Below are 13,281 nucleotides of genomic sequence, written 5' to 3'. Positions count from 1 at the left end.
ATTATTTCTGAATGATGGCATGACGTAGTAATTTCAGGCCGCGCTTCAGATGCGTTTTAAAAGAATTCAGGCTGATGCCCATTTCATCGGCAGCTTCCTGGTATCTTTTTCCTTGTATATAAACTAAGTGAATGGCGGCTCTCTTTTGTCTGGCCATTTCGTCAAGAGTAGTATTGAGTTGCCGGGTGTAATCCGGACTGTTTTCTGGTGGCCTGTCTGTAATGTCCTGTAACAGAGAAAAACCTTCCTGTTGCTCTTTGGTCAGCTTTTGCTTACGCAGATGGTTCAGACAACGGTTTTTTACAGACTGATGAAGATAGCCTTTAACATCCCCATTGAGATTTAAATATAACTTTTTATCCCAGATATCGACGAAAAATGTTTGCACGAGGTCTTGTGCTTCTGCTTCATTGCGCAGAAACCAGTAAGCATTAAGGCAGAGCATCTGGTAATATTTTACGAAAAACGTATCAAAAGCGGCGCTGTCGCCTGCCTTTAGCCGTTCCATCAGCTCATAGTCTGGTTGTTTTTCCATGGAATACCTGGCCGTGTGAAATACAGGAAATATGCTATTATTAAGGATGGCAGCCTGCCTGGTCACTGTTCACTTATAATGCTGCCGGCATTTACTATTATCTTGGTTGATAGGATCAAGATAATAATTTTTTATTTGTATTAAGAATTTTTTGGGAGATGATCGATGGGGAGATGATCAGATAGTATTAATATATGGTTGATGGATAACAACATCGCGCCAGGTAATTTGCTTTAGCTGGCGCGATGAGATGGATTATTTCAAGGAGAGTTTGATCTTTATGGTTTCTCCTGGCTGCAGCGTTCCGGGATGTGTTTTTATTAAAACGGGCATGACGTCTGTTTTCAGAACGGCCTGTTCATAGCTTCCGAAAAACTGTACGGTTTCCACGGTGGCAGCTACGCCGCTACCTTTTGTCAGCTGTACATTTTCAGGACGAACAAAAACCTGCGCTGCCTTGGTTTTGATGCCAAGCAACTTAGCTTGTTCTGCAGAGAGCAGGTTATATGTACCGAAAAGTTCCGCACAATATTCATCTGCCGGTTGCAGGTAGATATCCTTTGGTGCGCCCTGCTGCACAATATCACCACCACGCATAATCATGATGCGGTCCGCCCAGGACATCACATCCAGTGGATCATGGGAAGTGAGCAGGCAGGTAATGGAAAGATCTGCTGCGATATCTGCGATCACCTGTTTCAGCATTTGCTTGTGGATCATATCCAGATTGGAGTAGGGCTCGTCCAGCACGAGCAGCTGCGGCGCTGTAGTGAGCAGCCGGGCTAATGCCACCCTTTGTCTTTCGCCACCAGAAATCTGGTCGTTTTTACGTTTGAAGAGATGCGTAATACGACATACTTCATAAACTTTTGCTGCGTCTTCATCTACCAGTTTATTATCACGGGCAAGGATTTCCTCTACCCTGAAGTTATTTCTGAGTTCAAAATGCTGCGAGAGATAAGCGATTCCTGGGTGTCCGGGAATCAGGACTTCCAAAGGCCCTTTGACACGGTTTCCCTGGAAATGTACGGTACCTTCATCTGTTTGCACGAGGCCGGAAATAATTTTTAGGAGCGTACTTTTACCAGAACCGGTAGCACCGGCAATGGCGAGCTTCTGGAACTGCGGCATTTCAAAACTTACCTGTTTCACTGCCAGTTGCTCCTGATGGGCTTTGCTGATCTGATTTACTTCAAGAAAATTCATCATGAGGGTGTAAAGGTATTCAAAATGAAGAATAATCATATCTTTTATACATCACAGCTACAATCCCTTGCGGTTTTTTTATAATACATTATATTTGCAGGCCCAAATTGGCATAATTTTGGACAATGCCCATGTTTAGAGGGAATTTTAAAGATTTTAACCATGAAAAAAACATTCGTCGTAGCAGCAGCCGCTTTAGCATTATTTGCTTGTAAAGGCCAGCCGGACCAGGCAGCCATTGAAGCAGCTAAAAAAGCCACCATTGACTCTATCAATAACGTTGAAGCTATCAAACAACGTACTATAGATTCAATGAACTATGTAAGCAAGCATCATCATAAAGGTGGTAGCGAAAGCGGTTTTAGCCCAGCTACATACACCAACGAAGAAGGCGCAGCAGCCAACAACGCTCCTGCGGCAGCAGCAGCTACCCCTGCTGAGAAAAAGAAAAAAGGATGGAGCTCATGGAGCCATACTGCAAAAGGTGCCGTAGTAGGTGCTGGTGCTGGTGCTGTTACTGGTGCGATCGTTAATAAAGATCACGTGAAAGGCGCCGCTATCGGAACCCTTATTGGTGCCGGCGTTGGCGCTGGTACTGGTGCCATCGTGGATCATTCTAAAAAGAAGAAAGCAGCAAATCAATAATTAGAATATTTATTGCTATCTCTCCCACCTTCGGCGAAGAGAGATAGCAAAATGAAAGCGGGTGTTTCAAAGGAATTTGAGACACCCTCTTCTATTTTAAGAATATATCCTAAAGTGAATGATAGGTTTTAATTATAACAGCTACATATGTTGGTTGTCAAATCGGCATCGGGGCGATTAAAACTGTATATATCATCTCCAAAGCCTTTATTTTTGTGATGTTGCCGGGATTATTCGACGCTTCCTCTCCGCCACTAATGGTAGCTAAGAAATTGAGGTGGAAAATATTTCAAGTTGATAGATAATAAGTGTTGTGTCTGTTTCTCGTAGTAAGGATTCCAGCTTATTAAGCTGATGAAAATAACTTTTCTCTAAGCAAAATTTCGTAACTTTTAGATCCCAAAAACAGCCTCAGATAATCATTATTTATAACCTCAAAACAATCCTTATGAGCAACACACAAACCAGAATTTATGCCGGTGGCGCATTTGCCTTTGGCGAAAACGGTGCAGTAGAAGCCATTCAGCAAGGCGGTTATTCTACATTAGTACTATGGTCGGTTCATGTGAATACAGAAGGAAATTTGATTTTTAATAATACTCCTTTTGTCACTAACGGAGTATATCAGGAAGCTAAGCCGATGAATTTGCCTGATAGATGTGCAACACTTTATAAGCAGAACGTTGGTATTATCTTTTCGGTAGGAGCAGGCGGAACCAGCGATTTTGCGAATATTTCCACTTTCGTAAAAAATGGAGTACCCGGACCAGGAAATAACCTGTACGATAACTTCAATGCCTTGTTAGCCGCTATGGTAGCAGCTGGCGGAAATATTGATGCCATTGATTTTGATAATGAAGATTACATGAACACTACTACGATGGTAAATTTTGGGCTGATGCTGAAAGCCATCGGGTATAAATCTGTAAGCTTCTGTCCATATTATGAAAGTGACATCTGGAATCAGACTTTTCAGGATTTAATTACCCAAGGGGGAAGCAACTTTGTAAGTGCTATCCATCTGCAATGTTACTCTGGCGGTATGGGAAATAATCCTCAAGGTTGGGGAAGTGTTATCGCTGGAATAAATCCTGGCACCTTATTAATTCCGGGTTTAGGAGCTATGCAATCGAGTGGCTGGTGGCAGGATAACGCACCCGGACAAAATGTAGTGACGAAACCTAATGTAGCAATGTATGGCAACGGTGATTGGTCGGGCATGCTGAGGCAAGGAACTTATAGTAGTGCCAATGAAGCCATGCAGAGTATGCAGGGAGGAGAAACATTCTTTTTCTATTGTAATCAGACAATCATTCTTCCTACTGGTACATTTCCGGCAACGACGGCTGTGTTTTTCGGTGGAGCACCGTGGTGGGGAAGCGCACCGCAATGTGATGGTTATGAACTAAGCGGACAATGTCAGAATACATATAATGAAGGTGGGGCTTGTCCAAGTGATTTACAGACTCAGTATAGTGCCTGGAGTAATCAGAAATATGCTGTAAACGGAGGTTTCATCTGGCTATATGATTCTATTGTCAATTGTACACTTTCTACCTGCTGTAATGGAGTAAGTAACAATAGTACGGTTACTTTAGCAAAAGCCTACAGAGATGCAATTTACAATGGACTAAATAGTTGAAAAAAGAGAGGCTGTCTCAAAAGTAATTTTAACTCGATTTTATTCGGGTTAGCTGATGGAGAGAATTTTCGTTTATGCAATTCTCAGCACCTTCAGATTACTTTTGAGACACCCTCTTTCTTGGTGAACATTCTATATAAATATTATTCAGTCTTAATACTCTTCACTGGATTCATACTGGCAGCACTATACGAAGTATACCAAACCGTAATCAAAGCAATTACTGCGGTAATACAAGCCGGTAACAGAAAATCCGCAGGCCCCAGATGGATACTATATGCATAACTCTGCAACCACTTCGACATCACCATGGCAGCAAACGGCGCTGCAATCACAAATGCAATCACTATTAACCGAGCAAACTCACGGCCAAACAACCAGAGAATAGAACTTACTGTAGCACCCAATACTCTCCTCACGCCTATCTCCTTGCGCTTTTGCACCGCCTGGAAAGAAACCAGCCCCAGTAAACCAATGCAGCCTATCAAAATCGCAATGACTGCAAATATCCTGATCAACTTCATCATCATCGTTTCTACATCGTATAGCTGAGTAATAGCATCATCCATGAAACCATATTCTATCAGCTGTTCCGGATATATAGCGCTATATACTTTTTTGATATCATCTATTACATGCAGATTCCCCTGCTTTATTTTGATCGCACAACCAGTGAAATTGTCCGGCTGATAACTGATCCTGACAGGATCTATCCCATGGTGTAAGCTCAGGTTATTAAAATTTTTCACCACGCCCACTACATCTAAAAACCGGCCTTCCATCTGTATACGCTTGCCCAATATATCTGCTGGTCTGGCTATTCTCAACTTCTTCACAAACATCTCATTTACCATCACACTATTAGTATCATTGGGATAGAAGTTTCTACCTGCTACCAGCTTAATATCGAACATGCTGAGATAATGCTCGTCACCATTCTTTGTATTTACTTGCCAGGCCTCACTTACAGGGCTATTATTATACTTTACATCGCTGTAATTGTTATTATCAGATAGTGGAGGAGTATAACACAGACTTACATCTGTAACGCCCGGAATCTGCAGGAGCCTATTCTTCAGCGCCACATTGCTACTCTCCTTCGCTCCACGCAAATCAAGTAACAGGATACCATCTTTCTTAAATCCTAAATCTGCATTGATGGCGTAATACATCTGTCGAGCTACTACCAGTGTGCTGATAATCATAAACTGCACTACCACAAACTGCACCACCACCAGGCCGCGACGAATATTAAAACTCCTGCCACCAGGAGCCACCACCTTGCCTTTCAAGGCTTCAACCGGCTTAAACCGCGATAATAACCAGCCCGGATAGAAACCCGCCAGCAAGGAAGTAAGGATAAACAGACCTATTGCAAAACTCGCTAAAGTCAATACCAGCCGCGAATCCATATTGATCGTTACACTAAACAACTGATTCAGATAAGGTAAGGAGAGCATCGCTCCTATACAGCCAACCACCATGGCTATCCCCACAATGCCTGCTGTCTCAAATAAAAACTGCCAGAGCATTTGCCAGTGCGAGCCACCCAAAGCCTTGCGCACGCCCACCTCTTTACTTCTTCGTATAGACTGCGCCGTAGCCAGGTTCACAAAGTTGATACAGGCCGTAACAATGAGTAATATGCCTATCAAAGCGAGGCCCGTCAGATAACGTTTATCTATCACACCATTAAAGCGGGAATCAAAATGACGCTCTGATAAAGGCTGCAGGAAATAGTGAAATAATTTAGCATCTTCCTTAGAATAGTATTTATTTACCAACCCTTTCAACTGATTATCTACATCAGCCTCTCTGACACCAGGCTTTACCTTCAGATAACACTGCATGGAAGTACTCAGCGTATTCCAGTTGCTATCGTTAACAAAGCCCGGACTTAACCGATGAAGATTCTCAAATGGCAGGTAGATCTCTTCCTGATTATCTGTATTTACAGGCACATCTTTCAAAACACCTGCAATCGTATATACGACATTGTTATTAACTACCAGTGGCTTACCTACAGGGTCCTGGCCAGGATAGATTTTATCTGCTACATTTTTCGTAACCAGGGCAGTGTTAGGTTCCGTCAATACAGGTTGACGTCCGTTGAGCATAGGTATATCAAATATCTTGAAATAGTCTGGCTGAATATAGGCGCCGCGAAACTTAAACTTGCTGGCATCGCCGACTTGGGTAGTAGTCACCAGCATCGCCGACCTGGTGGACCTCATCGCCACAGCATCCGTAAAAGCATATTCCTGCCTTAATATATTAGCCATCGGCGAGGGTGCACTGGGGCCGGGATCTAACTGATTATCAAACCTGGTCTCAGATACTACGCGGTAAATACGCGCTTTATCAGGATGGTAATTATCAAAAGAATAGTGATAGTTGATCAGGCAAAATATCAATATGGCACAGGTAACACCCATGGCTAAACCGGTGATATTAATAATGGAGTATGTCTTGTTGCGCTGCATATTGCGCCATACTATTCTTAGATAATTCTTGACCATAGTTGGTTATTTATAGAGCAGCATGGGCTGCTACAAAAATGCCAGAATCATAAAACAATGATTTACAAACAAATATAAAAAAATTCATTAGGCTTTCTGTCCGTTTTTTAAACATAGGATGTTCGTTTCCGGACATCCAAAAATAAAAAAGCCACGCTAGAAAGCGTGGCCTGATACATCACCCAAATATAACTAGATATGAAAAGCTTCCCAGCCAGAAATCGTTGCACGATTGCAGGTCATGGCTTGTGTCCCGTTTTCACAGGAAACATATTTACCATTATTGCCTCGCAGCGAAATCGTACCGTCTGCGTTCACGATCCAGTCAAACTTTTCCCAGTCGCCAATAGTAGTACGGTTACACGTAATAGGATTGACGCCGTTTTCTGATGAAACATATTTTCCCATAGACTGAAGGGCTACTTTACCACCACCGGCATCTACCACGGTAAACTGCTCCCAGGCTTGTGCAGTGGCACGGTTACAGGTCATAGCCTGTGTTCCGTTTTCACCGCTAACAAAGGCATTATTGAAACCTTTGAATGTGAGTGTTTGTCCAATAGGTACAGATGACTGTGTGATACTGTATACACGAACATAGTCTACGTACATACTTGCTGGTAGTTTGCTTTCATCCACTGTCTGACCAGGGAAATCGCCAGCTACTGCAAGGTTTAGTATTATAAAGAACGGATTCTGGAAAGCGCCGGTATTGTTGATGTTGTTCTGCGTATTGGCAGCAACATATTGATTACCATCAACAAACCATTTGATTCCATTTGCATCCCACTCTACCGCATATACGTGGTAGTTTTCGGGATCTGTGGTGGTAGTACCACCGTAACTTACGTGCCCATTGTTATCCCAATGGATGGTTCCGTAGATCGTGTTGCTGGTGTTGACACGTTCCATGATGTCGATTTCACCGCATTTAGGCCAGCCTACAGAACCGATGTTGTTCCCCAACATCCAGAAGGCAGGCCATAAACCCTGGCCTGAAGGAAGTTTGATACGGGCTTCGATGCGGCCGTACTTAGTGGTAAAGTGCCCGGCAGTGTTCATGCGTGCAGAAGTATACGGCCATCCGTTTACGCTCTGTTTCTTCGCAGTGATCACCAGGTTGCCGCCGCTGACAGTTGCATTCGATGCCTGATAATATTCTTTTTCGTTGTTAACACCAGGTCCTGTTTCGAAAGACCAGTTGTTTGTGTTAACGCTGCTGCCATCAAATTCATCTGACCAGATCAGATTATAAGTATTGGCAAGTGCTACCTGAGCTTTTGCATTACCTGTAATTTTTTCAAGTGGCTGACTATTTTCAGCGCTCTTTGTACAGGAAGTAAGGGCTAATAACAGGGCTACGCCCACGTGGAATGGTTTTACAATCATGGAATTTATACTTGTAAAAGTTAACAAAAGAGGGGTGATATACTATCTTCATGGTTAGTCTCTTTGGAATTCGAGTTCATTTAATTGACAGCCGCCTTTAGTGAAATATATCCTGAACTGGTTCTGGCCTTTGTTCAGTTTAATATTTTTCACTGCAATACGCTGCCACCCCTGTACATCCTGAACTGCTACTGCGGTAGCCACGGTACGACCATTATTCAGCAGATTAAATACGGCATTACCCTCATCTTTTGCTGCTTTTACATAAATAGTATAAGTCCCTGCTTTGGGAACGGTTAAAGTATACTGAAGCCATTCTGTATCTTCTATGCTGAAAATATTATACTGGCCCTCTGCTGCGTTGATGTCTACTCCATCATTACGATATACACCTCCACGATTTCCTCTGGTATTGACGCCTGGTGTATAATGATAGCTGGCAGTATCCAGGTCGTTATAAGCATATAAGTTTCTGCCCAGGTCATAGTCTACCGCCTTTACCACTGCCTTATTGGTAATGGTATGTACCTTGAATGGTATGGTGGCGGTAGTACGTACCTGGCGGAACATAGCATCGGTCACATCCTGATGATAAATATTATTTTCTATACGCGCATCTGCCACCAGCTGCGTCAAGGCCGCATAAGCCGCATCCGCAGATGGCTTTGGCCCCTTGCCATTCCAGTAGTCCAGGATGGACTGATAACCTGGATTCAGCTTTATCTCCAAAGGCTGATTGAAACCAATTTTTTTCTCCTGCCACCATGCCCAGCCAATATCATTACGTTCCACCATACTAATCGTATGTTCGTACCAGTTATTAGAGTTCTCGCCGGATTCACCCATCCACAGTGGAACATTATATTGCGCTCTCAGTTCCAGGAAGTGTTTGATAGACGCTTCATCTGTGAAATTGCCATACTTATGGAAACTCAGTGCCATGTTATTATCCCAGGTAGGCAGTATCCCGTTATAATTATTACCAAAAGAATTTCCTTCGATGATAATCAGGTGATTATTATCTACTTCGCGGATAGCTCCAGTGATTTCCTGCATTAATTTCTTTAACGGAGCATTGGTTTTTTCTTTATTACCAATTCTGTCATCTACGTTTTCAAATCCCCAGTTAGGTTCGTTGATGATATCATAACCACCAATCCAAGGTTCATTGGCATATCGGGTTGCTAATTTTTTCCATAAAGCGATCATTTTTGCCTGATTTGCTTCACTTTGCCATAAGCTAGGCCGATCAGGATGACGATCAGATATGGGCAAATCATTTCCTTGTCCACCAGGTGTAGCATGTAAATCCAATATCAGGTACATATGATTGGCCTTACACCAGCTGAGCAAAGAATCTGTCAATGCAAAGCCATCTTCCAGCCAGGTTTGCTGACCAGCAACCGGCTCCTCTTCTACTGCCAGCGTATACAGGCGATAATGCATAGGCAGTCGGATGGAATTGAAACCCCATGCCGCCATACTATCAATATCCGCCTTAGTAGTATGACTTGTCAGCCAGTTTTTATACAACGTAGCTGTATGCTCCGGACCTACCAGCTCCTGGATTTTTTCCCTGATCTTATATTGCTGACCAATATTACCTACACGAAACATATATCCTTCCTGCAGCATCCAGCCACCTAATCCCATTCCTCTCAAAATGACCTTTTCGTTTTTACCATTCACTATAATATGGCCATTGGCTTTTAAAAAACCCTGACCTTGTGCAAGCATACCTAATGATAAAAAGCTGATTAAAAGGCTGGCTACTCTCCTGGCAAAGGAGCTTTCATTTCCGTGAAATCCCATACGTCTGACGTGAATTTATAAGTACTGATCCAATGCTGCGAAATTCTATAATCCCTTGAAAATAACCGAATTCTGGCCTACGTCAATTCTACTACATACCTCATCAAAACCGCCATTGATAAGGGAAATCATGTACTACATCCCTACTACAGCAAAAAAAATATACTTTTACCCCATGAACAGTATGAGGTATATCATTATTCTGGTACTGCTGATTTCGGGTCAACCAATAATCGCTCAAAATACAATTGGACTGTCGGGTATTGCCAACTACGACAAATCACAATATCATGGAAATGGTCAGACATGGGATATCGACATGGACCAGAATGGTATCATGTATTTCGCTAACAACGATGGGTTAATCTCTTTTAATGGCAGCACCTGGAATATTTTTCAGGTACCTAATAAAACGCGGGTACGATCTGTAAAGGTCGGCGACCATGGACGTATATACGTAGGTGCTCAGGACGAGTTTGGATATTTTAAGGCAGACGATAAAGGCGAATTACAATATACTTCCCTGAAACCTAAGATCCCCGCGGATAAGCGGCAGTTTGCCGACGTATGGAATATTGTGCAGCATCACAGCGATATGTTTTTCCGTACGCCCAATAAGCTTTTTAAGCTGGACAATAAGGGTAAGATTGACGTTTTTTTTGCGAAGATTGAATGGAAGGCATTAGGTAGCAGCGGAAAAAATTTATATGCAGAAGATCATGCCACTGGTTTGTATAGATTTGAAAACAATTCCTGGCAACCTTTCTGTACAGCCATCACGGATAAGAAGCTAGTGATCAGCGCCTTCCTGGATGAACAGAATGACACCTTACTGGTAGCCACCATTAAAGATGGGCTCTTCAAAATATATCATAACCAGCTCTATCCGGTAACTACCGCTGCTGACCATATTTTCCGGGGTACGCATATTTATTGTGGCCTTAAACTCAGTGATCATCAATATGCTATCGGCACCTTCTCCAATGGCTGTTATATTATAGATCTTCCTTCCGGAAAAGTGACCCAGCAATTTTCCCGCGATGAAGGCATGCAGAATAATAATGTGCTGCGCATTTTTGCAGATGGTCATACTAACCTTTGGATGACATTGGAAAATGGTATCGACAAGCTACAATATGATGCACCGGTGAAATATATAGTACCTGATCGACGGAATGTGGTAGGCTCTTATACGGCAGCCATCTTCCAGCATCAGATGTATATAGGTACTACAGACGGACTTTACAGCACACCCCTCGATGGCGCCACGGATTATAGTCTGACCAAAGGCAAATTTACCCGCATACCTAATACCGCCGGACAAATCTGGAACCTAAGCATATACGGAGATCATTTACTCATGGGCCACCAGGACGGTACATTTGAAATACTAAACAATAAGGCCGTTCCATTGCTGAAAGATGTTGGCAGCTGGATATACCAGCCGATAGGGCAACGCCTCATCATCGGCAACTATATTGGTTTGGCAGCGATAGAGGCTGATGGCAACACCCTCAAAGTACAACACCATATCGATGGATTGTATGAATCACTGCGTTTCCTGGCGCCTGACGGTAAAGGAAATCTCTGGTCATCGCATCCCTACAGAGGTATTTATCATCTTGTGTTTGTGGCAGATAGTCTGCAATTCAAGGTATTCGGACAAAAAGAGGGACTTCCAACAGACAACAACAATTTCGTTTTCACTTTGCAACAAGAAATGGTTGCAGCAACAACGAACGGCATATACGAATATAACCGGAAGACGAACAGATTCCAGCCTTCTGCTAAGTGGGCGCCTATCTTCAAGGATATGGTCATCAAATACCTGCGGGAAGATAATAACGGAAATGTCTGGTTTGTATCCGATAAGAAAGTAGGACTGGCAGATATTACCACACAAAAAATCACCTGGTTTCCGGAGCTAACCGGGCAAATCATCAGTGGATTTGAATTCATCTATCCTTATAATGATGAAAATATTTTCATGGCGGGAGATAAGGGCATCATCCACCTAAACTATAAAAAATATGCAGAACAGCATGGCGGCCCTACAATACTGTTTGGCCGTATCATGGCCGGCGACAAAAAAATGGACAGTGTGTTGTATGGCGGTTACGATAATGGGAAAGCACAACAGGAGATTAGTTTACCAAATGCCTATCGTAATTTCCGTTTTGAGTTTTCCTCTCCTGCCTTCGCACAAAATAGTAATATCCATTACAGTTATCAGCTAAGGGGATATGATAAAGAGGTTTCTGACTGGGCTGACAAGACAGAAAAAGAATATACCAATCTTCCATTTGGGCATTATACGTTTATGGTTATTGCGAGGGATAATCTCGGAAAAGCCTCTACGGCGGCTAGTTACAGCTTTTATATAGAACCTGCCTGGTACCAAACCTGGCTGGCATGGACGATGTATATCCTGTTATTCATTCTGTTGATATATTTTGTTTATGTCAAACAACAAAAGCGTTTGGCCTTACAGCAGGAAAAGCACCAGAAAGAGCAGGAGCAGCTGATCATCAAGCACCAGCTGGAGCTGGAGCGCAATGAGATGCAGCTGATACGCCTACGTAATGAAAACCTACAGGCAGATGTACAGCACAAGAATAAAGAACTGGCTACTGCGGCGATGAACATTGTGCAAAAGGGAAAAGTCCTGTCCGATATCAAAGAAGCATTTTTGGAGTCTATTAAAAAATTGGCTGACCCCACACCTATGCCTAAGTTCAGGAAGGTGATGAAATTATTTGAGGAGGCCGAGAATAATGAAGATGACTGGGCACATTTCTCTCAGCATTTCGACCAGGTGCATAATAATTATCTGCTCACCTTGAAAAAGAAGTTCCCGGAGTTAACTACCACCGATCTGAAACTCTGTGCTTATTTGCGTATCAACCTTACTACCAAGGAGATTGCGCAAACAATGGGAATCAGTGTTCGCGGGGTAGAAACCAGCAGGTATAGATTAAGAAAGAAGCTGGATATTCCGGGCGAAACTAACTTGTATGATTTTTTGATGGAAGTGGCGTATAGTGAGCAATGAATAGCTGCAAGCAGTATTCTTTAGTATTATACTTTAATAGGAATGCTTTGGATTTCAATACATGGTGACATATTGATTTCCCGGGCAATCATCCGTGCAAGTTCTGCCAGTTCACGCGTTCGCATAATCCTCACCAGTTTGTTGAGGGCAAACAAAATGTTCTTGATACAAGTTTTTGCATCAGGATTTTCTGACTGATATATATTTTTCGCTATGAGCGAAATAATAAATGTACAATGAAGCGCCTTATCCTCTAGTTCATAACAGTCTGCTTGTCTGTATTTTTCTATAAGACCTAGTTTGGCCTTTACCACCTCATTGGAAACGCATTTGGAAATAATATCCAGATCAGTACTGATATTCTCCATGTAGAGCGTGTAGGCTCTGTTCACATTTTTATTTGTGTATTCAGTCACATAAGCCAAACATTTTTCAAAAGACATAGTATTTAAAAATAAATGTTAACAATATTTGAAGAAGT

General features: G+C 42.6%; 9 protein-coding genes. 3 read left to right on the top strand and 6 right to left on the bottom strand.

Annotated features, from left to right (window positions below; all coding sequences use genetic code 11):
- Window position 1: 1 nt before the first annotated feature.
- Together ACE38W_RS02285 and ACE38W_RS02280 are read right to left on the bottom strand one after the other, a co-directional pair.
- Entirely contained in the window at window positions 2-535 is a 534-nt protein-coding gene (locus tag ACE38W_RS02285) for an RNA polymerase sigma factor (RefSeq protein WP_375828608.1), read from the bottom strand.
- A gap of 255 nt (window positions 536-790) precedes the next feature.
- Window positions 791-1,744 (bottom strand): ABC transporter ATP-binding protein, encoded by a 954-nt coding sequence (locus ACE38W_RS02280; RefSeq protein ID WP_375828607.1) that lies wholly within the window; start codon window positions 1,742-1,744, stop codon window positions 791-793.
- Window positions 1,745-1,903: 159 nt separating this feature from the next.
- Here ACE38W_RS02280 and ACE38W_RS02275 point away from each other — a divergent pair, with 159 nt between their 5' ends.
- Window positions 1,904-2,386 carry a hypothetical protein gene (locus tag ACE38W_RS02275; RefSeq protein ID WP_375828606.1) on the top strand — a complete coding sequence of 161 codons (483 nt, stop codon included), beginning with the start codon at window positions 1,904-1,906 and terminating at the stop codon, window positions 2,384-2,386.
- A 448-nt stretch (window positions 2,387-2,834) separates the two neighbouring features.
- Window positions 2,835-4,028 carry a hypothetical protein gene (locus ACE38W_RS02270; RefSeq protein WP_375828605.1) on the top strand — a complete coding sequence of 398 codons (1,194 nt, stop codon included), beginning with the start codon at window positions 2,835-2,837 and terminating at the stop codon, window positions 4,026-4,028.
- 143 nt (window positions 4,029-4,171) lie between these two features.
- On the opposite strand, the gene ACE38W_RS02265 is transcribed toward ACE38W_RS02270, so the two are convergent.
- The 3 genes from ACE38W_RS02265 to ACE38W_RS02255 all read right to left on the bottom strand — a co-directional run bounded on the left by ACE38W_RS02265 (window position 4,172) and on the right by ACE38W_RS02255 (window position 9,748).
- Complete coding sequence (locus ACE38W_RS02265; protein WP_375828604.1) at window positions 4,172-6,547, bottom strand: ABC transporter permease; 2,376 nt, start codon at window positions 6,545-6,547, stop codon at window positions 4,172-4,174.
- A gap of 192 nt (window positions 6,548-6,739) precedes the next feature.
- Window positions 6,740-7,936, bottom strand: coding sequence for a family 16 glycosylhydrolase (locus ACE38W_RS02260; protein ID WP_375828603.1), 1,197 nt, complete (start codon window positions 7,934-7,936; stop codon window positions 6,740-6,742).
- A gap of 54 nt (window positions 7,937-7,990) precedes the next feature.
- Entirely contained in the window at window positions 7,991-9,748 is a 1,758-nt protein-coding gene (locus ACE38W_RS02255; RefSeq protein ID WP_375828602.1) for a cellulase family glycosylhydrolase, read from the bottom strand.
- A gap of 175 nt (window positions 9,749-9,923) precedes the next feature.
- Here ACE38W_RS02255 and ACE38W_RS02250 point away from each other — a divergent pair, with 175 nt between their 5' ends.
- Window positions 9,924-12,800, top strand: a complete 2,877-nt coding sequence (locus ACE38W_RS02250; protein WP_375828601.1) for a triple tyrosine motif-containing protein — start codon at window positions 9,924-9,926, stop codon at window positions 12,798-12,800.
- Window positions 12,801-12,826: 26 nt separating this feature from the next.
- Here ACE38W_RS02250 and ACE38W_RS02245 read toward each other — a convergent pair whose 3' ends face one another.
- Window positions 12,827-13,243, bottom strand: coding sequence for a hypothetical protein (locus ACE38W_RS02245; protein ID WP_375828600.1), 417 nt, complete (start codon window positions 13,241-13,243; stop codon window positions 12,827-12,829).
- Window positions 13,244-13,281: the final 38 nt, after the last annotated feature.

The sequence above is a fragment of the Chitinophaga sp. Hz27 genome, from assembly GCF_042263525.1.
GTDB lineage: Bacteria > Bacteroidota > Bacteroidia > Chitinophagales > Chitinophagaceae > Chitinophaga.
The sequence above is the reverse complement of the archived record's forward strand: the minus strand, read 5'-3'. Positions and strand labels throughout refer to the sequence as shown.